General features: G+C 70.4%; 21 protein-coding genes. 12 read left to right on the forward strand and 9 right to left on the reverse strand.

All coding sequences use genetic code 11. The features are described from left to right. Positions 1 to 59: 59 nt before the first annotated feature. Positions 60 to 953 carry an endolytic transglycosylase MltG gene (gene mltG, locus PV734_RS00770; RefSeq protein ID WP_319091515.1) on the forward strand — a complete coding sequence of 298 codons (894 nt, stop codon included), beginning with the start codon at positions 60 to 62 and terminating at the stop codon, positions 951 to 953. Between the two features lie 26 nt (positions 954 to 979). Here the strand turns inward: mltG and PV734_RS00775 are convergent, their stop codons facing one another. From PV734_RS00775 to PV734_RS45750, 5 genes are all read right to left on the reverse strand, one after another. Continuing rightward, a complete protein-coding gene (locus tag PV734_RS00775) occupies positions 980 to 2,077 on the reverse strand; it encodes an NAD(P)-binding domain-containing protein (RefSeq protein ID WP_319288496.1) in 1,098 nt (365 codons plus the stop codon). Positions 2,078 to 2,144: 67 nt separating this feature from the next. Then, positions 2,145 to 3,182 carry an ABC transporter substrate-binding protein gene (locus PV734_RS00780; RefSeq protein WP_319288497.1) on the reverse strand — a complete coding sequence of 346 codons (1,038 nt, stop codon included), beginning with the start codon at positions 3,180 to 3,182 and terminating at the stop codon, positions 2,145 to 2,147. Positions 3,183 to 3,261: 79 nt separating this feature from the next. Continuing rightward, on the reverse strand, positions 3,262 to 3,999 hold the full coding sequence (locus tag PV734_RS00785; RefSeq protein WP_319288498.1) for an ABC transporter ATP-binding protein: 738 nt from the start codon (positions 3,997 to 3,999) through the stop codon (positions 3,262 to 3,264). After that, positions 3,972 to 4,904: an ABC transporter permease gene (locus PV734_RS00790; RefSeq protein WP_319091519.1), complete on the reverse strand. Its 933-nt coding sequence runs from the start codon at positions 4,902 to 4,904 to the stop codon at positions 3,972 to 3,974. Before PV734_RS00790 ends, PV734_RS00785 begins: the two co-directional genes overlap by 28 nt. A gap of 136 nt (positions 4,905 to 5,040) precedes the next feature. After that, positions 5,041 to 5,124: a putative leader peptide gene (locus tag PV734_RS45750; protein ID WP_351276907.1), complete on the reverse strand. Its 84-nt coding sequence runs from the start codon at positions 5,122 to 5,124 to the stop codon at positions 5,041 to 5,043. A gap of 121 nt (positions 5,125 to 5,245) precedes the next feature. On the opposite strand from PV734_RS45750, the gene PV734_RS00795 reads away from it, so the two are divergent. Beyond that, positions 5,246 to 5,668: a secondary thiamine-phosphate synthase enzyme YjbQ gene (locus tag PV734_RS00795; RefSeq protein ID WP_319091520.1), complete on the forward strand. Its 423-nt coding sequence runs from the start codon at positions 5,246 to 5,248 to the stop codon at positions 5,666 to 5,668. 36 nt (positions 5,669 to 5,704) lie between these two features. On the opposite strand, the gene PV734_RS00800 is transcribed toward PV734_RS00795, so the two are convergent. From PV734_RS00800 to PV734_RS00810, 3 genes are read right to left on the reverse strand one after another with little or no spacing between them, the layout of a single operon-like run. Continuing rightward, complete coding sequence (locus PV734_RS00800; RefSeq protein ID WP_319091521.1) at positions 5,705 to 6,727, reverse strand: TolB-like translocation protein; 1,023 nt, start codon at positions 6,725 to 6,727, stop codon at positions 5,705 to 5,707. 31 nt (positions 6,728 to 6,758) lie between these two features. After that, positions 6,759 to 8,030 (reverse strand): MFS transporter, encoded by a 1,272-nt coding sequence (locus tag PV734_RS00805; RefSeq protein WP_319091522.1) that lies wholly within the window; start codon positions 8,028 to 8,030, stop codon positions 6,759 to 6,761. Positions 8,031 to 8,054: 24 nt separating this feature from the next. Then, positions 8,055 to 8,903: a glycosyltransferase family 2 protein gene (locus tag PV734_RS00810; RefSeq protein WP_319091523.1), complete on the reverse strand. Its 849-nt coding sequence runs from the start codon at positions 8,901 to 8,903 to the stop codon at positions 8,055 to 8,057. A gap of 382 nt (positions 8,904 to 9,285) precedes the next feature. Here PV734_RS00810 and PV734_RS00815 point away from each other — a divergent pair, with 382 nt between their 5' ends. From PV734_RS00815 to PV734_RS00850, 8 genes are all read left to right on the forward strand, one after another. Continuing rightward, complete coding sequence (locus tag PV734_RS00815; RefSeq protein WP_319091524.1) at positions 9,286 to 10,629, forward strand: sugar transferase; 1,344 nt, start codon at positions 9,286 to 9,288, stop codon at positions 10,627 to 10,629. Positions 10,630 to 10,652: 23 nt separating this feature from the next. Further along, positions 10,653 to 11,708: a Gfo/Idh/MocA family oxidoreductase gene (locus PV734_RS00820; RefSeq protein ID WP_319288499.1), complete on the forward strand. Its 1,056-nt coding sequence runs from the start codon at positions 10,653 to 10,655 to the stop codon at positions 11,706 to 11,708. A 29-nt stretch (positions 11,709 to 11,737) separates the two neighbouring features. Then, the gene (locus PV734_RS00825) at positions 11,738 to 12,733 is read left to right on the forward strand and encodes an NAD-dependent epimerase/dehydratase family protein (protein ID WP_319091526.1); all 996 of its coding nucleotides are present in this window, start codon (positions 11,738 to 11,740) and stop codon (positions 12,731 to 12,733) included. Further along, on the forward strand, positions 12,730 to 13,869 hold the full coding sequence (locus PV734_RS00830) for a DegT/DnrJ/EryC1/StrS family aminotransferase (protein ID WP_319091527.1): 1,140 nt from the start codon (positions 12,730 to 12,732) through the stop codon (positions 13,867 to 13,869). The genes PV734_RS00825 and PV734_RS00830 overlap by 4 nt, the downstream gene beginning before the upstream one ends. Further along, positions 13,866 to 14,558 carry an acetyltransferase gene (locus tag PV734_RS00835; protein WP_319091528.1) on the forward strand — a complete coding sequence of 231 codons (693 nt, stop codon included), beginning with the start codon at positions 13,866 to 13,868 and terminating at the stop codon, positions 14,556 to 14,558. The genes PV734_RS00830 and PV734_RS00835 overlap by 4 nt, the downstream gene beginning before the upstream one ends. Beyond that, positions 14,555 to 15,673 carry a DegT/DnrJ/EryC1/StrS family aminotransferase gene (locus PV734_RS00840; RefSeq protein ID WP_319288500.1) on the forward strand — a complete coding sequence of 373 codons (1,119 nt, stop codon included), beginning with the start codon at positions 14,555 to 14,557 and terminating at the stop codon, positions 15,671 to 15,673. The genes PV734_RS00835 and PV734_RS00840 overlap by 4 nt, the downstream gene beginning before the upstream one ends. A 76-nt stretch (positions 15,674 to 15,749) precedes the next feature. After that, positions 15,750 to 19,355, forward strand: coding sequence for a DUF4082 domain-containing protein (locus PV734_RS00845; RefSeq protein WP_319288501.1), 3,606 nt, complete (start codon positions 15,750 to 15,752; stop codon positions 19,353 to 19,355). 75 nt (positions 19,356 to 19,430) lie between these two features. Continuing rightward, positions 19,431 to 20,477, forward strand: coding sequence for a glycosyltransferase family 2 protein (locus PV734_RS00850; protein WP_319091531.1), 1,047 nt, complete (start codon positions 19,431 to 19,433; stop codon positions 20,475 to 20,477). 65 nt (positions 20,478 to 20,542) lie between these two features. Here the strand turns inward: PV734_RS00850 and PV734_RS00855 are convergent, their stop codons facing one another. Beyond that, positions 20,543 to 21,214: a hypothetical protein gene (locus tag PV734_RS00855; RefSeq protein ID WP_319091532.1), complete on the reverse strand. Its 672-nt coding sequence runs from the start codon at positions 21,212 to 21,214 to the stop codon at positions 20,543 to 20,545. A gap of 125 nt (positions 21,215 to 21,339) precedes the next feature. Between PV734_RS00855 and PV734_RS00860 the strand changes: the two genes are divergently transcribed. Continuing rightward, on the forward strand, positions 21,340 to 23,403 hold the full coding sequence (locus tag PV734_RS00860) for an O-antigen ligase family protein (RefSeq protein WP_319091533.1): 2,064 nt from the start codon (positions 21,340 to 21,342) through the stop codon (positions 23,401 to 23,403). Then, complete coding sequence (locus PV734_RS00865) at positions 23,400 to 24,299, forward strand: glycosyltransferase family 2 protein (RefSeq protein WP_319091534.1); 900 nt, start codon at positions 23,400 to 23,402, stop codon at positions 24,297 to 24,299. The genes PV734_RS00860 and PV734_RS00865 overlap by 4 nt, the downstream gene beginning before the upstream one ends. Positions 24,300 to 24,328: the final 29 nt, after the last annotated feature.

Raw genomic sequence — 24,328 nt, forward strand, 5'->3', positions numbered from 1 at the left:
TGGTCGGACAAGATGAAGATATGCCCGGTTTGTGACTCTTTGCGGGTTACCGTGCCCGCATGCAGATGAACACTCCGTCACGGAGCACGATTCGCCTGACGCGCCGTGGCCGGGCCCTCCTCATCGCGACCGGCGCCGTCGTCGCGGCCACCGCCGTGGCGGTGCCGCTGCTGAGCGTCGACAGCGAAGGGGACCCCCGGCCGACCTCCCTCCTCATCCCCGAGGGCTGGCGCTCCATGCAGGTGTACGAGGCGGTCGACAAGGCTCTCGCCCTGCCGGCCGGAAGCACGAGGAAGTCGCTCGGCAAGGCCCGGCTGAAACTGCCGGGCGACGCCGAGGGCAACCCCGAGGGCTATCTCTTCCCGGCGACGTATCCGCTGAAGGAGAAGGCCACCCCGGAATCCCTGCTGTCGGCCATGGTCGACACCGCCAACCAGAGGTTCGGCGGTCCGCCCATCACCGCCGGCGCGCAGCGCAACGCCATGAATGTCTACCAGGCCGTCACCATCGCGAGCATCGTCCAGGCCGAGGCCGCCACCAGGCAGGACATGGGGAAGGTGGCCAGGGTCGTCTTCAACCGGCTCGAACGCGGGATGCCCCTCCAGATGGACTCCACGATCAACTACGCGCTGAACAGGTCCACGCTCAGGACGACGGCGAACGACACCCGACTGAACAGTCCGTACAACTCCTACCAGCGCATGGGCCTGCCCCCCACGCCGATCGCCAACCCCGGCGAGGAGGCGATGCGCGCCGCCATCAACCCCGCTCCGGGCGACTGGCTGTACTTCGTCACCGTCAAACCGGGTGACACCCGCTTCACGGCCGACTACGCCGAACACCAGCGCAACGTCGCCGAGTTCAACCAGCACCAGAAGAACCAGAAGAGTCAGCAGAGCCCAGGTCGGCAGAGCCCGGGTCAGGGGCAACAGAGCGGACTGCCCGCCAGATGATCCGGGCCGCGTAGTCGTACGGGACGTCAGACAGCGGCCGGCTCCTGGTCGAGCAGCCGCCTGATGTCCCGTACGGCTGCCCGGCCGGCCCGGTTGGCGCCGATCGTGCTCGCCGACGGGCCGTAGCCGACGAGATGGACGCGCGGATCGGCGACAGCGCGTGTCCCCTCGACACGGATGCCGCCGCCGGGCTCGCGCAGTCTGAGCGGGGCCAGATGGTCGATCGCGGCCCTGAATCCGGTCGCCCAGAGGATCACATCCGCATCGACACGCTCTCCGTCGGCCCACTCGACCCCGTCCGGGGTGATCCGGTCGAACATGGGCCGCCGGTCGAGGACGCCGTCGGTGAGCGCCTGCCGGATCGCGTCGTTCAGGGGCAGTCCGGTCACCGACACGACGCTCTTCGGCGGCAGACCCTGGCGTACCCGCTCCTCGACGAGCGCGACGGCCTCCCGCCCGAACTCCTCCGTGAAGGGTCCCTCACGGAAGACCGGCGGACGCCGGGTCACCCAGGTGGTCGCGGCGGCGTACGGAGCGATCTCCATCAGATGCTGGGTACCGGACGCGCCACCGCCCACGACGACCACCCGTTGTCCCGCGAACTCCTCGGGCCCGGGGTACTGCGCGGTGTGCAACTGCCGTCCACGGAAGGTCTCCTGGCCCGGATAGCGCGGCCAGAACGGCCGGTCCCAGGTGCCGGTGGCGTTGATCAGCGCCCGCGCGGACCAGTCGCCGTCCGAGGTCTCGACGAGCAGCCGTCCGTCCCCGCCGTCCTCGCGCACCGCCCGTACCTCCACGGGCCGGCGCACCCGCAGACCGAACGCGCGCTCGTAGCTGTCGAAGTACTCGCCGATGACCTGGGCGGACGGCCGCGCCGGATCGGCGTCCGTCAGCTCCATGCCGGGCAGCGCGTGCATCCCGTGCACCTTGCCGTAGGTGAGCGACGGCCAGCGGAACTGCCAGGCGCCACCGGGACGCGGGGCGTGATCGAGCACCACGAAGTCACGCTCCGGCACGAAACCGGTGCGCTGCAGGTGATAAGCGCTGGACAGACCGGCCTGACCAGCGCCTATGACGACGACATCGACTTCTCGTACGCCATCACGAATCCCGGTGTTGTTCACGCTTCTACCAACCGGGGGAGGGGCGAGGATCTTCCCGACCCCGGTCGGACGGATGGTCGTCGCGCGGTCACGACTCCTTGCTGGGGCGCGGCGCGGTGGTGGACGGGGGCAGGTCGTCGTTGAAGCGCCGGTCCACGTACTTCGCGAAGTCGACCTTGTTCGGAATGAGCTTGAGGCCCGTGAACGTGTCGGCGATGCGCTGCTCGGAGGCGACGAGCGCGTCGTCGATCGCCACCGGGACGCGGGTCGCGTTGGACCGGTTCACCGACGCGAGCGCCACCTCGTACGGCAGCCCGGTGTCCTTCGCCCACACCTTGGCCCACGCGTCGGGGTGCGCGTACACCCAGTCCTGAGCGCGCCGCAGTCGCTCCACGAAGTCCTTGATGGCTGCCGCCTTCTTGCTGTCCCCCAGCGCGGAGGGCGCCGCCACCTGGAAGTTGAGCCCGTTGACCACACCCTCGCCGTCGGCCAGGACGCGCCCCTGTCCGCCCTTGAGGATCTGTGAGGTGTACGGGTCCCACACCGCCCACGCGTCGACGCTGCCGCTGGTGTACGCGGCCAGCGCGTCGGCCGGCTGGAGGTACTTGACCTTGATGTCGTCGAGGGTGAGCCCGGCCTGCTTGAGGGAGGCGATCAGCTGGTAGTGCGCGGAGGAACCCTGCGCCACGGCAACGGACCTGCCCTTGAGGTCGGCGGCGCTCCTGAGCTTCGAGTTCCTGGGCACGAGGATGGCCTCGCCCTTGGATCCGCCGCGCAGGGCGCCCACGACGGTGATGTGGGAACCGGCGCCGGCCGCGAAGACCGGCGGGGTGTTGCCGACGCTGCCGATGTCGACGGCCTTGGCGTTCACGGCTTCGAGAAGGGGCGGTCCTGAGGTGAAGGTGGACCACTTGATCTTGTAGTTCAGGTTCTTGAGTTCCCCGGCGGCCCGCAGCACGGCCTCCGAACCGCCCTTCTGGTCACCGACGTCGAGCGTGATGGACCCCTTGCCGTCCGTACCGCTGCCCGAGCCGATGGAGGAGTCGGCGGCCGAGCTCCCGCCGCAGGCCGAGGCGAGAAGGGCGAGGGGCAGGAGCAGAGCGGCGGTGACGAGGTGTCGTCGCATGGTGGTTCGTTCCGATCGTTTCTATGCGGTGAGGGGGCGAATCAGGCGCAGCGGAGGGGTGTTGCGCGTATTCGACGGATCAGGCGGCTTCGGCGGCGGTGTCGACGCCCAGGCGTTCGAGGAGCCGGGCGCGCAGTTCGGCGAATCGTGGGTCGGTGATGTCGCGCGGACGGTCCAGGTCGACCGTCGTCTCGTACGCGATGACACCCTCGTCCATCACCAGGACGCGGTCGGCGAGCAGTACCGCCTCCTCGACGTCGTGCGTCACCAAGAGGACGGCGCAGCCCCTGCGTTGCCAGAGTTCGCCGACCAGCCGCTGAGCCTTGATGCGGGTGAGCGCGTCCAGCGCCCCGAACGGCTCGTCGAGCAGCAGGAGATCGGGCTCGCGAACCAACGCCCGTGCCAGTGAGGCGCGTTGGGCCTCGCCGCCGGACAGCGTCTTGGGCCAGGCGTCGGAGCGATGGCTGAGGCCGACCTCGGTGAGCGCCTGCTCGGCGACCTCGCGTCCGGGCTTGCCGGGCAGCCCGAGCAGGACGTTGCGCCACACCTTCTTCCACGGCATCAGCCGGGGTGCCTGGAAGGCGACGGCCTTGTGGCGCGGAACCAGGACGGTGCCCGAGATGTCGCGGTCGAGGCCGGCGAGGATACGCAGGAGTGTGGACTTGCCGCAGCCGCTGCGGCCGAGCAGGGCCACGAACTCGCCAGGCCGGACGTCGAGTCGCAGGTCGTCGATGACGGCGCGGCCGTCGAAGGACCGGGTCAGTCCGTCGACCCGGACGGTCGGTGTGGTCAGCGTCCGGTGAACGTGGGTCGCCATTGCAGCAGCAGCCTTTCGAGGGAGCGGACGACGAAGTCGGCCAGCAGGCCGAGGAACGCGTAGACGATGAGGCAGACCACGATCACGTCGGTCCGCAGGAAGTCCCGCGCCTGCACCATGAGGAAGCCGATGCCGGCGTCCGCGTTGATCTGCTCGGCGAAGACGAGGGCCAGCCAGGCGATGCCGAGGGAGTAGCGCAGGCCGGTCATCGCCCCGGGCAGCGCGCCCGGCAGGACGACGTGCCGGACCAGTCCCCACCGGGACAGTCCGAGCGACTCCCCGGCCTCGATCAACTGGGCGTCCACGCCTCGGATCCCGGCGTAGACGTTGAGGTAGAGCGGGAAGGTCACGCCGAGGGTGATGATCGCGATCTTCGGGGCCTCGCCGATGCCGAACCAGATGATGAAGAGCGGGATCAGACCGACGAACGGCACGGTCCTGAGCATCTGGACAGGCGCGTCGACGAGGTCCTCACCGACCCGGAACAGGCCGGACACGAGGGCGAGTCCGGTGCCGATGACGGTGCCGAGGAGCAGCCCGAGGGCCACCCGCTGGAGGGAGGTGCCCATCGCGTTGCCCAGCGAACCGTCGGCGATCAGATCACTGCCGACCTCGGCGATGCGCTCCGGGGAGGCGAGGATGTCGGCGGTCAACACGCCCGTGCTGCAGAGGACCTGCCAGAGCGCCAGGAGCAGGAGGGGGCCGGAGGTGCGGCGCAGCCAGCGGGGGACGCGGGTACGGCGTGTGGAGCTGGGGACGATGGGTTCGAGGTCGGGGAGGGCGCGCCCGGTGTCGCCGCCGACGCCGCTGTCGGTGTGACCGCGGTCGGGTTCGGACGAAGCGGAACCCGATTCAGTCGATATATCGGGCTTGGGGGAGCCGGGCGGGGCATGGCTGATGCTCATGAGTGCTCCACGAGGAGGTGAGCGACCGGGGAGGAGGTGTGCCTCGGCGCCGCCGCGTCCGGAGCGGATCAGAAAGGATCCCGGACGTGCGGGTGGGGCGGCGCCCAGGCGGGCGTGAAAGGAGGAGGAGAAGGCGTCAGCAGCCGCGGCGACACGCGGCGGAGGCCACCCGCAGCAGGTCGATGTGACCGCGCGTGGTGAGCATGGCTGAACGCAACATGCCGCTGAAAGTAGCCAGGTGACGTGACCACGGTCAATGGTGTCTCGCGGAATGGACCGCTGGTGTCAAGTGGTGGAAGCGGGGCCGGGCGGCGCCCGGTCGGCGGGTGATGATGGGAGGCATGTCCCATGCCTTCACCACTCAGGTCCTGAACATCGTCTCCGGCAGCCGGGAGGCGATCGTCGACCTCACCCATGACTGCGAGATGTTTCTGAGGGAGGTGGCCGACGGCCGGGACGGTCTCCTCAACGTCTTCGTCCCGCATGCCACCGCCGGAGTCGCGGTCATCGAGACGGGTGCGGGCAGCGACAGCGACCTCCTCGCCGCGCTGCACACCCTGCTTCCCGCCGACGACCGCTGGCAGCACCGCCACGGCACCCCCGGCCACGGCCGCGACCACGTCCTGCCGGCCCTGGTCCCACCACATGCCACGCTGCCGGTGCTGGGCGGGCGACTGGAGCTGGGGACTTGGCAGTCGGTGTGTCTGGTGGACACGAACAAGGACAACGCCAACCGTCAGGTTCGACTGAGTTTCCTGGGCTGAGCGGGATCGGACCCGGGCGTTCCCGCCCTTCGCCGGCTACAGGGGCGCCGGGGACGAGGCCCCCGCGATCAGCAGGCGGGGGCTGCCCGTGCCGTTCGCGGGTACCGTCCACAGGTCGCTGCTGCCGACCTTGCCGTTGGTGGGCAGGGCGTAGGCGATCGTCCTGTTGTCGAGCCAGGTGGCCTGGTCGTCGACGCTGTGGCGTTCGGCGAGCGCCGTCTCCTTGAGGGTGCCGAGGTCGAGGACGTACTCGTGCCAGAGGGCCGTACGGGACAGGACCCGCTTCTTGAAGGCGACACGCGTCCCGTCCGGCGAGAGCGAGGGGCACTCCACGTTCTCGATCAGGGTGGTGACCTTGCGCTCCGAGAGCGAACCGCGCACCAGATAGGTCTTGTTGCCGGTGTTGAGGGTGGCGTAGAAGGTGTCGTCGTCGGAGGCGAAGGTGACGCCCCAGAAGTTGATGTCCGAGGCGCGGTACGGCTTGCCGTCCAGCACGACGGAGAACGTCTCCAGGCTGGGCGTCAGTTTCATGGTGCGGGTGTCCAGGACCGAGGTCCGGGTGGAGAAGAAGGCGGACGCGTAGGACTCGCCGGAGACGAAGACGGTCCAGGCGACGAAACGGCCACTGGGGGAGACCCGGGCCCGGCTGGGGGCGCCCGCGAGCGGGTAGGTGCGTACGGTGCGCAGGTTCGCGTCCAGAAGCAGGGCGCGGTTGCTCTGCTTGAGGACCCCGGGGACGGACTGGAGACAGACGCCGGTGCCGGCCGCCGCGTAGAAGCGCGCGCACTTCAGGTCCGAGGCGGTCCGGCCGGCGCCGGGGTCGGCGGACGGGACCGAGGCGACCGCGGTGCGGTGCGGGCCGGCGGCCGCGTTGACGAACGTCAGGCGGCTCTTCTGGTCGAGTGTGAGTTTGCCCGTACTGACGGCGGGCCCGCCCGGCTGCGACCGGTTCGCCCGGTCGGCGCGGTCGGCGGCGTGCAGGACCACACCGGTTCCCACGCCCGCGAGGACCAGCACTCCCGCGACGAGTACGAGCAGGCGGCGGCGCAGCGAGGTCATCCGGATCCTTGGGGCATCGTGGCTGTGGTGGTCATCGGGTCTCACCGGCCGGCCGCAGCACCATGGCCGCGACGACCGCGCAGCACAGCAGACCGACCGCCGATCCGGCCAGCGCGGGACCGTCGCCCCACACCGTCCAGGCGGCGCCGAAGGCGAGGGAGCAGCAGAACCGGGCCAGCGCCTGGCTGGTCCCGACGATGGCGAGGCCGCTGGCGCGCAGTTGTTCGGGCACGACGTCGGCGAGGGCGGCCGGCAGCACGCCGTCGGTGGCCGCGTAGAACACGCCGTGCAGAGCGAGGACGAGGAAGGGCAGGGCCGGCGTGGCGGGGGCCCACAGCAGGAGGCCGTAGCCGGTGAGCAGACCGACGTGCCCGGCGAGGAACACGGTGCGGCGCCCGACCCGGTCGGCCAGCGCGCCGAAGGGCACGGCCAGCAGCAGGAACACGGCGGCGGTGCCCAGCGGCAGCAGTGGGAACCACTCGTCGGCGATGCCCGCCCGCCGTTGCAGGAGCAGGTAGACGAAGGCGTCGCTGACCGTCGTCAGACCGAGGAGTGCCGCGCAGAGGGCGAGTGCCCGCAGCCGGGGAATCCGCAGCAGGGCCAGCGCCTCGCGTACGCGCACGGGCGGCTTGTCGTCGGCCGAGCCCGCTTCGTCCGCGGGAGTGTCGCGCCGTCTGCCCGGTACGAACAGCACCAGTACGAGCACACCGAGTACGGCGACGCACGCGCTCACGCCGAACACGGCGTCGTAGCCGTCGGTCGCCGCGCGCAGGATGAAGAAGGCGGCCAGCGGGCCCAGCATCGCGCCCGTGGTGTCCATCGCCCGGTGCACGCCGAAGGCGCGGCCCTGCCGCTCGGGAGGCGTGGACAGGGAGATCATGGCGTCGCGCGGGGCGGTGCGCAGGCCCTTGCCGGTCCGGTCCAGGGCGAGGACGGTGCCGAGGGCGCCGATGCTGCTCACGAGCAGAAGCAGTGGCTTGCACAGTGCGGACAGACCGTACCCGAGCCCGGCCATCAGCTTGTGGTTGCGCACCCGGTCGGCGATGTGGCCGCCGGTGAGCTGGACCAGCGCGCTGACGCCGTTGTAGACACCGTCGAGGGTGCCGAACACCAGCGGGGTGAAGCCGAGCGTGGTGACGAGGTAGAGCGGCAGAACGGCGGTGACCATCTCCGAGGAGATGTCGGTTATCAGGCTGACCGAGCCCAGCACGAGCACCACCGGGGCGACCCCGCGCCCCGGGCCACGTCTTCGGCCCTGTTCGGTGTCCGCCCGTGCGGGGGCGGAACGGTCGGTGAGATACATGATCGAGAACTCCAGGTGCGGTGCTCAGTTCTGCCGGCTGCTCTCGTCCCGTAGCCAGGTGCCGAAGTCCTGTGCCCGGATGGCCTTTCTGGCCCCCCGCCGGGCGGCGACCGCTGCCGCGACGAAGACTACGACACTGGGCAGGAGCTTCGGATCCCTGCGGACCAGGGCTTTCAGATCCGCCACGCTCGTGCGCGCCGAGGCTTCCTCCGGTGCCTGGTGCTGTTCCACCTGGGCGGTGGACACCGCGGCCCGGACGCGCCGTCTCATCAGGTCCGGCCAGGTGCGCGGCGGGTGGACCACGACAGCGGCGCCGTCGACCACGAGCCGCTCCCGCGGGGTGAAGGCGAGGGAGGCGGCCAGATCGTCCGCCATCAGCGGCGGCAGCGCGGCGATCCTGGTGTGCCCGGCCTTGGAGACCGCGATGACGCCCCGGCCGAACAGTCCCTCCCGGACGGCGGGGAGCCGCTGCCACACCCGGTAGTAGGCGCGGACCCGCCAGGCGCAGCCGGCCAGCGGGATCCGCCGGTCGGGGGCGGTGGCGAGGATGTCGGAGGTGTCGTCGTCCAGGGGCTCCGTCAGCGCCCGTACGTCAGCCCCCGTGAGCACGACGTCGGCGTCCACGTAGAGGCGGGGGAAGCCGCGGGCGTGGTCGTCGCCCGCCCGCAGAGCGGCGTGCTTCGAGGGGGTGGGGATCTCGACCACCCGGACGCGCGGTCCGTACGCGGCCGCGATTCCCGCGGTGTCGTCCGTGCAGCCGTTGCATACGACCACGATGTCGGTCTCGTCCTCGGGAAGGTCGGCCAGCAGCGAATCGAGGAGTCGGCCGATGACTCGTGCCTCGTTGTGGGCCGGTATCACGATGCTCGTCACGTGGGCAGTATGCCGTCAGTGTCACTAATGCGATGTGTGTTTCGTTCAACCGTTCCCGTCACTGCGTTTGGTGGTCTAGATTGAGTGCCGCCGGACCGGTTTGGGTGGGGAACTTGTCCTTGACTACATGTCACGGTGCGGCTTTTTGCACGAATTTGAACTTGTAGGAAAAGCATGCTGGGGGGCATGAGGCGGTTGGGGAACCGCTGACGCTCCCTCGCTTTCCAGTGTCGCTGTGTGGAGGGCACTTCGATCGGGGGGTAGCCGCGCATGTGGTGGGGGGAGCATGGCCATTGAGGTCACGCATGAGCAACTGGTTGCGGAACGCAGAACTCCGGAAGCTCGCCGAAGACGTTGGGATCGCAAATACCGGATCGTTCTGTTGGTCGCGGACGGCCTTGCCGCCGTTGTCGCGGCCATCCTGATCCACGCGGTGTACGGCCGCTGGGCGGTGGCTCTGGTGCTGCCTCCGATGTGGATCGTCGTCATGATCGCCCACCGCTCCTACGACCGCACCGCCCTGGGTCTGGGAACCGAGGAGTACCGACGGGTGCTTCGTGGGGCCCTCGTGCTCCCGGCGCTGGCCGCGGTCGCGCACTATGTGTTCGCGCACGACGAGGGGCTCCTCCATGACATGATCATGGCCACCGTGCCGGCTGTCGTGATCGCCCTGCCGGTCAGATACGCACTCCGCCGCCGACTGCACCGAAGATGGGCGCGGGGCCGGGACCGGAGCACGACACTCCTGGTCGGGCCCTCTCGCGGCGTCGTGGAGCTGGTCTCCGTACTCCGTCGCGGCGGCGCACAGGAACTGCAGGTCGCCGGGGTGTGCCTGAGCGATCCGAAGAACCGGGCGGAGATCCACGCGCTGGGGCTTCCCGTCCTCGGCGGCGTCGGCGACATGGACGACGTCGTCCGGGTCATGGGCATCAGCACCGTGGTCGCACTGCCGGTCCCCGAGGCCGATGCCTCCGTCCTGCGCCGGATGTCATGGACCGCGGCCGTACAGGGCGTCGACTTCCTGCTGGCCCCCGTACTGACCGACGTGTCCGCGTCCCGGCTGGCGGTACGCCCCACCAACGGGGTGCCGTTGATGCGGATACAGGCACCGAAGCTGACCCGGATCTCCCGGCTGCCCAAGGAGCTCCTCGACCGGTCGCTCGCGGCGGTGCTCCTGGTGCTCCTCGCGCTGCCCATGCTGCTGATCGCCCTGATCGTCCGGCTGGACAGCAGCGGGTCGACCCTGTTCAGGCAGCGGCGGGTGGGCCGGTACGGCGACCACTTCACCATGTTCAAGTTCCGCACCATGCGGCCGGACTCGGAGTCCCTCCGGGCGGAACTGGAGCACCTCAACGAGAACAGCGACGGTCTGCTGTTCAAGGTGAAGGAGGACCCGCGGATCACCCGGGTGGGTTCGGTGCTGCGGCGGACGTCGATCGACGAACTGCCGCAGCTCATCAACGTGGTCAGCGGCCACATGTCGCTCGTCGGCCCCCGCCCGCCGCTGCCGGAGGAGGTCGAGGAGTACACGCCGGAGGTCAAGCGCCGGCTGCTCGTCAAGCCCGGCCTCACCGGGCTGTGGCAGGTCAGCGGCCGCTCGGACCTGCCCTGGGACGAGGCGGTCCGGCTCGATCTGGGATACGTGGACAACTGGTCGATGGGACTCGACCTGGAGATTCTGGCGCGCACCGGGTCCGTTGTGGTGCGCGGAACGGGGGCCTACTGATGGACCGAGGGAAGAAGAGCCAAGTGACGCAGACCACGGAGCCGTTGGGGATCGCGGTCGTCGGGGCGGGCTACTGGGGCCCCAACCTCGTACGCAACTTCCAGGCCAGCGAGCAGTTCCGGCTGCGCTGGCTGTGCGACCTCGACGTGGACCGGGCCCAGCGGGTCCTCGGCGGTTACTCGACCGTCCAGGCCACCGCGGACTACGCGGCCGTCCTCGGCGACCCCTCCGTGGACGCCGTCGCTGTGGCCACGCCCGCCGGCACCCACCTCGACATCGCCCTGGCCGCCCTGCGCGCCGGAAAGCACGTCCTCGTGGAGAAGCCCCTCGCGGCGACCTACGCCGACGGGGTGCGGCTGGTCACCGAGGCGGAGGAGCGCGGCCTCACCCTGATGTGCGACCACACCTACTGCTACACGCCCGCTGTCGGCCGCATCCGGGAACTGGTCCGCTCCGGGGAACTCGGCGAGATCCACTTCGTCGACTCGGTGCGCATCAACCTGGGGCTCGTCCAGAAGGACATCGACGTCATGTGGGACCTCGCCCCGCACGACCTGTCGATCCTGGACTTCATCCTCCCCGACAACGTCGAGCCGGTCGCCGTCGCCGCCCACGGGGCCGACCCGATCGGTGCCGGACAGGCCTGCGTCGCCTACCTGACACTCCAGCTCAACACGGGGGCCATCGCCCACGTACACGTCAACTGGCTGTCCCCGACCAAGGTCCGCACCACCATGGTGGGCGGCGCCAAACGCACGCTGATCTGGGACGACCTCAACCCCGCCCAGCGCGTGGCGATCTTCGACCGGGGTGTGGACCTGTCCGCGCCCCAGGAGATCGGCGCGGACGAACGCCGGGACATGCTCGTCTCGTACCGCTCCGGAGACATGGTCGCGCCCGCCATCGGCGAGAAAGAGGCGCTGCGCAGCATGGTCGACGAGTTCGGCGACGCGATCAGACAGCGCCGGGCGCCGCTGACCGACGGCCGGGCGGGCCTGCGGGTGCTGGACATTCTCGAGGCGGCGTCCCGGAGCCTGGAGTTCAAGGGCGCGGTCGTCGGCCTGCGTGCCGGCCGTTGACGGTCACCATCACTGAGAGGGCAGGGCAGTTGAGCAGCGTACGAGGCAAGAAGATCCTGGTCACCGGGGGAGCCGGCACCATCGGCTCCAACCTTGTCGACCTCCTGGCGGAGGGCGGCGCCCGCGAGATCGTGGTGCTGGACAACTTCGTCCGGGGCCGGAGAGCCAACCTCGCCAAAGCCATGCCCAGCGGGGTCGTGGAGGTCGTCGAGGGTGACATCCGGGACGCCGCCACCGTACGGAAGGTCACCGAGGGCGCCGACCTGGTGTTCCATCTCGCCGCGATCCGAATCACCCAGTGCGCGCAGGAGCCCCGGCTGGCCAACGAGGTCATGGTCGACGGCACCTTCAACGTCCTGGAGGCGGCGGCCGAGGCCGGAGTGGGCAAGGTGATCGCCTCGTCCTCGGCGTCCGTCTACGGCATGGCCGAGACCTTCCCGACGACCGAGCGGCACCACGCGTACAACAACGACACGTTCTACGGCGCGGCGAAGGCCTTCAACGAGGGCATGCTGCGCAGCTTCCACGCCATGTACGGACTGGACTACGTGGCGCTGCGCTACTTCAACGTCTACGGCCCGCGGATGGACATCCACGGCCTCTACACCGAGGTGCTCATCCGCTGGATGGAACGCATCGAGGCGGGCGAGCCGCCGCTGATCCTCGGCGACGGCACCCAGACCATGGACTTCGTCGACGTCCGGGACATCGCCAGAGCCAATGTGCTGGCCGCCGAGTCGGATGTGACGGACGAGGTGTTCAACGTCGCCAGCGGCACGGAGACCTCGCTGCGCCAGCTCGCCGACGGCCTGCTGGAGGCCATGGGCGCGTCCGGCCTGGAGCCGGAGCACGGGCCCGCCCGCGCGGTGAACGGGGTGGTCCGGCGGCTCGCCGACACCAGTCAGGCCGCAGAGCGGCTCGGCTTCACGGCGCGGATCGACATGCGTACCGGGCTCAGGGACCTGGTGGAGTGGTGGCGTGCCGAGCGCGTCGCCGACGCCGCCGCAGCGGAGGCCGCCAAGTGAGCACCGACCGCATCCCGGTGATGATCCCCTGGCTCGGCGAGGAGGAGGCCAGGGCCGCCTCCGACGCCGTGCTGTCGGGGTGGGTCGCCCAGGGCCCGCGGGCCGCCGCGTTCGAGCAGGCCTTCGCCGAGCGGGTGGGCGCCGAGCACGGCATCGCCGTCAGCTCCTGCACCACCGCCCTGCACCTGGCGCTCGTCGCGCTCGGCCTCGGACCCGGCGACGAGGTCGTGGTGCCGTCGCTGTCGTTCATCGCCACCGCCAACGCCGTGCGCTACGTCGGCGCCGAACCCGTGTTCGCCGACGTCGACCCCGCCACCGGCAACCTGACCACGGCCACCGTGGACGCGGTCCGCACCCCCCGCACCAAGGCCGTCCTCGCCGTCCACCAGGGCGGCGTACCGGCCGACGTGCACAGCCTGCGCGCCGCCTGCGCCGACTGGGATCTGCCGCTCGTCGAGGACGCGGCCTGCGCCATCGGCTCGACCGTCGGCGGCAAGCCCGTCGGACAGGGCGCGCTGATCGCCGCCTGGTCCTTCCACCCCCGCAAGCTCGTCACCACCGGCGAGGGCGGCATGATCACCACCGACGACGCCGAGTGGGCGGTACGCCTGCGCCGGCTGCGCGAGCACGGCATGAACGCCTCGGCCGCCGAACGCCATTCGAGCAACAAGCCGGTCCTGGAGAGCTACCTCGAGGTCGGCTACAACTACCGGATGACGGACGTCCAGGCCGCCATCGGCCTCGTCCAGCTCGGCAAACTCGACGCGATGATCGCCCGCCGCCGTGAACTGGCGGCCCGCTACGACGCGTTGCTGCGGGACGTCCCGGGCCTCACCCCCGTACGTGACCCCGAGCACGGGCAGAGCAACTTCCAGTCCTACTGGGTGCTGCTGGACGAGGACTTCCCCGTCGGCCGGGACGACCTGCTCGGCGCGCTCGCCGACGCCGGTGTCTCCGCCCGGCGCGGAATCATGGCCTCGCACCTCGAACCGGCCTACGAGGGCCACCCGAGCGCACCGCTGCCGGTGACCGAGCGGATCAGCCGGGATTCGCTGATCCTCCCGCTGTTCCACACGCTGACCGAGGCCCAGCAGGACCGCGTCGTGGCGGCGCTGCGTGAACAGGCCCGAAGATGAGCGGACTGCTGATCATCGGCGCGGGCGGCTTCGCCCGGGAGACCGCCCAGGCCGTACGGGACGCGGGTGACATCGAGCTGCTCGGGCACCTCGACGACAACTCCGACCTGCACGGCACCGAGGTGGACGGTGTGCCCGTACTCGGCGGCTGCGACCTGGTCCACGACCTGCCCGAGGCACGGGTCGTGATCTGCGTCGGCAATCCCCGGGACTACGCGGCCCGCGCCCGGCTGGTCCGCAGGCTCGGTCTGCCCGCCGACCGCTACGCCACGGTGATCCACCCGACGGCGTCGGTGTCGGCGACCTCGGAGGTCGGCCCGGGCTCGGTGCTGCTCGCGCACTGTGTCCTGACCGCCGCTGTGCGGGTGGGCGCGCATGTCGCGGTGATGCCACAGGCCGTCCTCACCCATGACGACGTGGTCGAGGACTTCGCTACGATCACCTCCGGCGTCCGGCTGGGCGGGGGAGTGCGGCTGGAACGGGGCGCCTATGTGGGCTCCGGTGCCCTGGTCAGGGAGGGCACGGTGATCGGCGCCTGGTCGCTGATCGGGATGGGAAGTGCCGTGCTCGGCGATGTGCCGCCGGGCGAGGTCTGGGTGGGGAGCCCGGCCCGGCGGCTGCGCGAGGCGGCGGCGCCCGCGCTCGACGAACTCGCGACACGAACAACAGTGGGGGGACCGCTGAGATGAACCAGATACCGCTTGTGGACCTGAGAGCGGCCCACGAGGAGGTCGCCGACGAGGTACGGGCCGGATTCGAACGAGTCCTGGCCAACACCGCGTTCATCGGCGGCGACGAGGTGCGGGCCTTCGAGCGCGAGTACGCCGACTTCGGCGGTGTCGCGCACTGCGTGGGCGTCGCCAACGGCACCGACGCCGTCGAACTCGCCCTGCGCGCGAGCGGGGTCGGGCCCGGCGACGAGGTCGTCATACCCGCCAACACCTTCATCGCCACCGCGGGCGCGGTGGCCAGGATCGGCGCACGACCCGTCCTCGCCGACTGTCTGCCCGACACCTACCTGCTCGACCCGCAGGCCGCCCTCGACGCGGTCGGCCCCGCCACCCGCGCGGTCGTGCCGGTGCACCTGTACGGGCAGATGGCCGAAGTGACACACCTGGCCGCCCGACTGCCCGACCACGTACGGGTCGTCGAGGACGCCGCCCAGTGCCAGGGCGCCACCCGCGACGGCCGGTCACCGGGCAGCGGCGGGATCGCCGCGACCAGCTTCTACCCGGGCAAGAACCTCGGCGCCTACGGAGACGCGGGCGCGGTCCTCACCGACGACGAGGAGTCGGCCGACCTGATCCGCGCCATCGCCAACCACGGCGGCGTCGCCAAGTACCGCCACGACGTCCCCGGGTTCAACAGCCGGCTGGACGGGCTGCAGGCCGTCGTCCTGCGGGCGAAACTGGCGCGGCTCGCGGACGGCAACGCGGCCCGGCGGTCGGCGGCGGCCCGCTACGACGAGCTGCTCGCCGACCTGGCGGCCGCCGGGCGCGTCGTGCTTCCGGCCACCGCCGCGGGCAACCTGCACGTCTGGCACCTGTACGTCGTCCAGGTCTCCGGCACGGACCGCGACGACCTCGTGGGCAAGCTCAACGCGGAGGGCATCGGCGCCGGGGTGCACTACCCCGCTCCCGTCCACCTCACCGAGGCGTACCGCCATCTCGGCCACGCCCGGGGCGACTTCCCCCACGCCGAGAAGGCGGCGGACCGGATCCTGTCGCTGCCGCTCTTCCCCCAGATAAGCCCCGAACAGCAACAACGCGTCGTGGACACGCTCACCACGGCGCTCGACAGCTGATCGGCCCCCACATCACGCTCCACCCCGACTCCATGGGTCGGCCCTGCACAGTGCACAGCACGGCTGAGAGGTACACATGAACAGATGGAGCAGACGGATCCGGGGCGGGCGCCTCGCCGTCGTAGCAGCGTTGATATGGGCGGTGCTTCCGCAGGCCCTGCCCGCCCAGGCGGCGGTCTCCGATCCGTGCGGCACGGGCTCGAACCCGGTCGTCTGCGAGAACTCCAAGACGGGCAGCCCCATGTCCGACTGGTACGCGCCCAACGCCTACGGTGGCATCAAGGGGTTCTCCACCAAGGAGAGCGTCCAGGCCGGTGACACCGTCCAGTTCAAGATCCAGTCACCGGTCACGTACCACGTCGAGATCTACCGGCTGGGCTGGTACAACGGCGACGGGGCGCGCCTGATATCCACCGCGGCCCAGGTGGCCGTGAACTATCCGGCCAACTACGGCGCGAACCCCGCCAGTTGCACCACGAAGAGCAGCACCGGCCTGGTCGACTGCGGCAACTGGCCCGTGACCGTGAACTGGACGGTGCCCAGCGACGCGGTGTCCGGCCTGTACATCGCGAACCTGACGCAGAACGACGGCGACGGCGTCATGCCGTACCCGTTCGTCGTGCGCAAGGACTCCAGCACCTCGGACATCGTCGTGCAGACCAGCGACCAGACCTGGCAGGCCTACAACGACTACGGCGGCCAGGACCTCTACGGGGGCGCGGGACCCGCGCCCGACGGCCGCGCCTACGAGGTCAGCTACAACCGGCCGCTGGACATCGGCGGTGACAACGGCATCTACGGCTCCGAGTTCATGATGCTGTCCTGGCTGGAGCGCAACGGCTACGACGTCAGCTATCTGTCGGGCGTGGACGTGTCGACCAACGGCGCGACCCTGCTGCCGAAGCACAAGGTGTACCTCTCCTCCGGCCATGACGAGTACTGGACGCAGAGCCAGTACTCCAACGTCCTGGCGGCCCGGAAAGCAGGCGTCAAGCAGGCCTTCTTCAGCGGCAACGAGGTCTTCTGGAAGACCCGGCTCGCCGCCAGCAACGACGGCACGAGCACCGCGAACCGCACCCTGGTCTGCTACAAGATGACCAAGATGTCGCAGGGCAACGGCATCGCCGACCCCAGCGGCACCTGGACCGGCACCTGGATGGACCCGACCAGCACCTCCTACGGTCAGACCTACCAGCCGCCGAACATCCTCACCGGCTCCATGTTCACGGTGAACGGCTACCGCGCCGACGCGATCACGGTCCCCGGCTCGTACGGCAAGAACCGGATCTGGCGCAACACCTCCATCGCCAACCTCACGTCCGGCCAGACCGCCACCTTCCCCACCGGCACCCTCGGCTACGAGTGGGACAGCGACCTCAACAACGCCACCAGGCCCGCCGGAGCCATCGACGTGTCGTCCACGACCGTGGACATCAACGACGGCAAGTACCGCCTCGACTGGGGCAACATGTACGGCAACGGCACGGCGACGCACAATCTCGTCGAGTTCCGCGACCAGGACTCCGGAGCCCTGGTGTTCGGGGCGGGGACCGTGCAGTGGTCGTGGGGGCTCACCAACCTTCCGGTGTACGACCCCGATGACGTCGTCGTCACCGAGGACGCCCGGATGCAGCAGGCGACGGTGAACGTCCTCGCCGACATGGGCGTCCAGCCGCTCACCCTGCAGAGCAACCTCGTCTCCGCCACGGCGACCACCGACACCACCGGCCCGGCCGTCACCGTGACGAGCCCGGCCTCCGGGGTCACCGTCCCGGCACTGAAGCCGGTCACGATCAGTGGCACCGCCAGTGACTCCGGGGGCGTGGTGGCCCGCGTGGAGGTGTCCACCGACGGCGGCACCACCTGGAACGCCGCCACCGGACTGACGTCCTGGACCTACAGCTGGACACCGACCGCCCCGGGCTCCGCTTCCATCAAGGTCCGCGCGGTCGACGACAGCGTCAACATCGGTGCCGTCACCACCCGCCCGGTGACCGTCGGCCCGCAGGCCTGCCCCTGCACCGTCTGGCCCGCCACCGCGGTGCCCGGCACCCTCAACGCGGGTGACAACGGCCCGCTGGAGCTCGGCGTCAAGATCCGTACCACGGTGGCCGGTTCCATCACCGGCGTCCGCTTCTACAAGTCGCCCGCCAACACCGGCACCCACACCGGCAGCCTGTGGAGCGCCTCCGGCACCCGCCTGGCCACCGGCACCTTCACCAACGAGACGGCCTCCGGCTGGCAGCAGCTGAACTTCGCCACCCCGGTGACCGTCAAGGCCAACACCACCTATGTCGCCTCGTACTTCGCCCCCAACGGCGGGTACTCCTACGACGGCGGCTACTTCTCCAACAGCGCGGCCGGCCTGGCCCCGCTGACAGCGCTCCAGTCGGGCACCGACGGCGGCAACGGCGTCTACCGCTACAGCTCGACCAGCGCCTTCCCGTCCTCGGCGTCCTCGGGCAGCAACTACTGGGTCGACGTGGTGCTGGACACCGCCGGGGCCAGTACGACCCCGCCCGCCGTCACCTCGACGTCCCCGACGTCAGGCGCCACCGGCGCGTCGATCACGGCACCCGTGTCCGCCGTCTTCGACCACGCCATCGACACCGAGGGCCTGGCGTTCACCCTGAAGGACCCGAACGGCAACACCGTGCCGGGCACCGTCACGCTCCCCGCGTCGAACAAGGCGACGTTCACCCCGTCGACGGAACTGGAGCTGCACACCACGTACACCGCCTCCGTCCAGGCCTCCGACCTGTGGGGCAACACCATGACCGCCCCGGTGACGTGGTCGTTCACCACCAGCTCCACCCCGCCCGCGGTCACCTGCCCCTGCACGCTGTGGAACACCAGCACCGTGCCGGCCAGGACGGCCGTCACCGACGACCCCAACTCCCTCGAACTGGGCACCAGGTTCCAGTCCTCGGCGAGCGGCTGGGTCACCGGTGTCACCTTCTACAAGGGCGCCACGAACACCGGCACCCACACCGGCAGCCTCTGGTCCGCCGACGGCACGCTCCTCGCCACCGGCACCTTCACCACCGAGTCGGCCTCCGGCTGGCAGACGATGACGTTCGCGACCCCGGTCGCGATCAGCGCCGACACGGCGTACGTCGTCTCCTACCACGCGCCCAACGGCAACTACGCGGTGGACGGCGGCTACTTCGCGTCGGCCCACAAGTCCTACCCGCTGACCGCCACCGCCGACATCAGTACCGCCCACAACGGGCTGTACCGGTACGGCAGTGACGTGGCCTTCCCCAACGGCTCCTACGGATCCGCGAACTACTGGGTCGGCCCGATCTTCACCGCCGACAACCCGTCCGCGTCGCTGACGTCGGGCACGTCCTCCTCGGAGGTGACCAGCTCCTCGCTGGCGCACACCGCCGACGCGGACCACGCGCTGGTCGCGGCCCTGCCCAGCACGGCCAAGCTGTCCACGGTGAAGGCGACAGTGACCGTCCTGCCGGGCGCCAAGGCCGCGGCCGCCGGGAAGCTCAAGGTCAAGGCCGTCGTCTCCTACAACCGGGCCACCCACAAGGTGTCCGTCCACCTGTCCGCCCCGCTGCCGGACGGCACGCGGTTCAAGATCACGGTCACGGCCCTGGACAAGCAGCGCCACACGGTGACGGCCCGGGTCTGGACCCTCACCAGCAAGACCGTCCGCAAGAAGAACTGACCGACCACAACCCACTGTCGGTGGCCTCCCGCACACTCGCGGGAGGCCACCGCCGGGGATTGGCTTTCCCAACCGATGAGCACCGTCAGTGTCGTGATCCCGTGCTACAAGTACGGCCATTTCCTCGCCGACTGCGTGAGCAGCGTCCTGGACGAGCAGGACGGCGTTGACGTCCGGGTACTCATCATCGACGACGCCTCTCCCGACGACTCGGCGGAGACCGCGCTCAAACTGGCGGCCTCCGACTCACGCATCCAGGTCCGCGTCCACGAGACCAACAAGGGCCACATCGCCACCTACAACGAGGGCCTCCTCGAATGGGCGGACGGCGACTACGTGGCTCTCCTCTCCGCCGACGACCGGCTGGTCCCCGGCGCGCTGGTGCGCGCCGCCGCCCTGCTCGACGCCCACCCGGAGGCCGGGTTCGCCTACGGCCGCCCCCTGCGCTTCCAGCACGGCGGCCCGCTGCCCAAGGCCCGAACCAGTGGCACCGGTTCGACCGTCTACCCCGGACACTGGTGGCTGGACCGCCGGTTCCGCGAAGGCACCGGCTGCATCACCTCACCCGAGGTCGTCGTCCGCACCAGCCTCCAGCGCGAGGTCGGCGGCTACGACCCCACGCTTCCCCACGCCGGCGACATCGAGATGTGGATGCGGCTCGCCGCCCGCGCCGACGTCGGCTACGTACGCGGGGCCGACCAGGCCTTCTACCGCGTCCACGGCAACAACATGTCCACCACCGACTTCGGCGGCCAGCTCGACGACCTGCGCCAACGCCTCGTCGCCTACGACTCCGTACTCGACAAGTGCGCCGACCTGCTGCCCCAGGCCGACCGGCTCGCGGAGGCCGTGCACACCCGCCTCGCCCGCTTCGCACTGCGCCGCGCCTACCGCGCCTACGACCGGGGACGCACCGAGGTCGTCCCGGTCGACGAACTGGTGGCCTTCGCGGAGGAGTGCCTCCCGTCGTTCGAGGCGCTGCCCGAGTACCGCGCGCTGCGGCTCAGACAGCGGATCGGAGCGAAGACGATGCCGTACCTGCAGCCACTGGTGTGGTCGGCGGTGGCCGAACGCGGGCGGGAGTGGCTGTGGTGGGAGTCGTGGAAGCGCCGCGGCATCTGATGCTCCCGTTCAGTCCGAGGACCGCGACCGACCGGCGCCGAGGTGCCGCGCGCCCGCTGCGGGGCTCAGCCCGTCACCGGAATCCCGCCCGGGTGGTGACGCGCGTCCGGCGAGACGCCCTTCCTGCTCCTGCGGCGCAGCGCGTACTGGTCGAACCACAGCGCGCTCAGCAGCGCGGCGGTCGCGCCCAGCAGGGCCGTACCGGCCAGCACGCGGCTCCTGGTGCCGAGCACCTGGGCCGCGCTCGGGGCGACCAGCACAGAGGCGTTGATCCGCGCGGCCGCCGAGATCCCCTGCGCCTCCTGGATGTCCGCGACGTGTTCGGCGTAGACGCCGATGATCCGGCGGACCGCCGTGTCGGCCGCCACCGGGTCGGCCGCCCGCGCCTGTATCTGCAGCGAGGGGATCAGATAGGCGGGCGTCGCGCTGGTGCCGCTGTTGCGCGGGATCAGCTGATACCTGCCGTGGACGCCCGTGGAGCTCAGTTCCCTGCGTCCGGCGGGCGATTCGAGCTGCTGGATGACACCGTACGAGAGGGTGGCGAGCGGCGGTTGGAGATTCGTCAGCTGGTTCGGCTGGTTCCCCGTCACCGGCGGTTTGAGGACCACGACCGCCGAACTCAGGTACTCCGGGGCCGGACGGATCACGGGGTAGGCCCCGGCCGCCGTCAGCAAAAGCGCGAGAACAAGCACATACCAGCGGCGGAGCAGCGCTTCGGCGACGTCACGGGGCGACACGGGGATTCCTTCCGTCGGCACCGATCCTCGCAGGCGCGGGGGCGGATCGCCACCAGATCGCGAGGCCTATGCTTGGCCGGAGCCCGGACGTCCGGTCACGCGGCACCGGGCCGGGGGGAGAAGTCATGAGCCTTGGCGACATCTGGGCGATCATGTGCAGGCGTTGGTACTTCATGGTGCCTCTCACCCTGCTCAGTCTGTTCGCGGGCGGATATCTGTACCGGACCATCCCGGTGTCCTACGAGTCGCAGAGTTCCGTCACGCTGCTCGACTCCACCGCGGTCGCCGATCTGGCACCTACCTTCGGCAACCCCATATCGAACGCGGGCGGTTCGCTCGTCGTCACGGCGGACGTGCTCATCAGGACGCTCCAGTCGAGCGACTCGGCCAAGGAACTGCACTCCCGCGGCGTCACCGACCGCTACACGGCCGGATTCGCGCCCGAGGCCGACAGCCCGCTGCTCACCCTGAGCGTCACCGGCACCGACCGGGCGAAGGTGCTGCGGGAGACCACCACCCTCACCAACTTCACCGGGGAGCAGCTGAAGGCCCTGCAGGCCGCCTCCAAGGTGCCGGCCAGGTACTCCGTGCAGGCCGCGCCGGTCGTGCTGCCACAGACACCGGTCTCGCAGTCGAAGGCCCGCTACCAGAACATCGCGTCGGTGCTCATCGTCGGGATGGTCAGCGCGTTCCTGCTGTCCATCCTGGCCGAGGGCGTCGCGGTGGTCCGTCGGCGCGGTCGTGCCACGGCCGGGTACGTTCCCCGGCGCCATCGTGTCAAGCCCCCCGAGCGGGCGCCCAGGGGCCTGCTGGTGCGGAAGCTGGACGCCACGACGATCCTCACCGGCTATCTGGTGCTGGCCTTCTTCGTCCCGTCGAACCTCACCCTGCCCGCGCTGGGCGGCGTCGGCACCCCCGCGAACGTCTTCGCCCTGCTGGGACTCCTCTGGTATCTCGCGACCTGGCTCGGCGGCCGTATCCGTCCCGCCGAGGGCACCAGGCTGCCGCGCGTGGCGATGTGCCTCCTCGCCGTCGCGGTACTGCTGTCGTACCTCGCGGACGCGAGCCGCGACAGCTCGCACGAGGAGGTTCTCGGGGCCGACCGGGGGCTCATCGGGCTCGGCGTGTGGGTGGCACTGGTGGTGCTCGCCTCGGCAGGCATCCAGGAGCGCGGCCGGCTGGAGACCCTGATGCGCCGGCTCGTCGTCCTGGGCACGGTGGTCGCCCTGATCGGCTACTACGACTTCTTCGCGGCGACCAACATCGCCGACTCCATCCACATCCCCGGCCTGCAGTCCAGCACCGCCGGGATCAGCGCCATGGACCGCGGCTCGTTCACCCGCCCGCGCTCCACCACGGCCCACCCGCTGGAGTTCGGCGGGATGCTGGCCATCCTGGTTCCCTTCGCCGTCCACCAGGCGTTCGATCCGGTACGCCGTCACGCCGGCGCGCTGCGCCGCTGGGCCCCGGTGGCGATCATGGCGGGGGCGCTTCCGCTGACGGTGTCCAGGACGTCCATCATCGGTGCCGCCATCGTGATCCTGGTGATGGTGCCCCGCTGGAAGCCGGGGCGCCGCTGGGCCGCGATCGGGATCACCCTGGGGTCGGTGGCCGGTTTCAAGGTGATAATTCCGGGGCTGATCGGCACCATCACCAACCTGTTCGCGACCTTCTTCGCCGGTTCCGACAGCAGCACCCAGGCGCGCACGGTGAAGTACAGCGCGATCGTCCCCTATCTCGACGAACACCCCTGGTTCGGCCGTGGGTTCGGCACCTTCACCCCCGACCTGTACTTCTTCACCGACAACCAGTACATGCTGACCCTGGCCGAGATGGGCATCGTGGGACTCGTCGCGCTGCTCGCCCTGTTCGTCACCGGGATCCACACCGGCGGTGCCATCCGCCGGATCGCCCGCACCGAGTCGGACCGGGAACTCGGACAGGCGTTCCTCGCCTCGGCACTGGTCGCCCTGGTCATCAGCGCCACCTTCGACGCGCTCAGCTTCCCCATGTACGCCGGGATGTTCTTCCTGACCCTGGGCGCCGGCGGCAGCTACCTCGGCTTCATCCGCCGCGAGGCGGCCGAGGCACCGGTCGAGGCAGCGGCATCGGCGGACGAAGCCGTCCCGGTCCCCGTGCCCCGTAAGGCATCCGAGGCCCAGGCCCCCCAACTCGCGGAGTCCCGATGAGTCCTGTCGCCGTCATCGTCGTCACCTGGAACAGCGCCTCAGTGCTCCCCGGGTTCCTCGCCGCGCTGCCCGACGGGATGGCCGGCCTCGACTGGCGGCTCGTCGTCGCCGACAACGACTCCGCCGACGACACCGTCGAGGTGCTCAGGACACTGGCCCCCGACGCCACCGTCGTCCAGACCGGCCGCAACGCCGGCTACGCGGCCGGGGTCAACGCGGCACTGGGCGCTGCCGGTGAGTACGGGAGCGTGCTGATCTGCAACCCCGACATCCGGATGCGGGAGGGCTGCGCCAAACGCCTCGTCGACAGTCTCGGTCAGGGCGTCGGGATCGCCGTACCCCTCCTCTACGAAGAGGGCCGGGACACGCCCCACCGCTCGCTGCGCCGTGAGTCGAGTGTGACCCGGGCGCTCGGCGAGGCACTCATCGGAAACACCCGCGCCGGGCGCTTCCCGCGTCTGAGTGAGCTGGTGACCGACCCCGCCGCGTATCAGCGGTCCACGCGCGCGGACTGGGCGACCGGCGCCCTCATGGCCGTCTCGGGGGACTGTCTGGCCGCCTGCGGCCTGTGGGACGAGTCCTTCTTCCTCTACTCGGAGGAGACCGAGTACTGCCTGCGCGCGCGGGACCTGGGCTACGCCACCCAGCTGGAGCCGACAGCCGAGGCCGTCCACCTGGGCGGCGACTCCCAGGTGTCGCCCCGCCTCTGGACCATCCTCACCCTCAACCGGGTCCGCCTGTACCGCAGGCGCCACGGCCCCCTCGCCACGGCGGCGTTCCGCTCCGCCGTCCTCCTCCGGGAGACCTCACGCGCGGCCCTGGGCCGCCCGGCCGCCCGCGCGGCGGCAACCGCACTGGCGACACCGGGCGCCCTGAACAAGACCCCGGCCCCCTGAAAGGGGCGCGAGGAACTGCGCGACCAGCC

Origin of the sequence: Streptomyces sp. AK08-02 (assembly GCF_033795085.1) — a bacterium.
Lineage (GTDB): Bacteria > Actinomycetota > Actinomycetes > Streptomycetales > Streptomycetaceae > Streptomyces > Streptomyces echiniscabiei.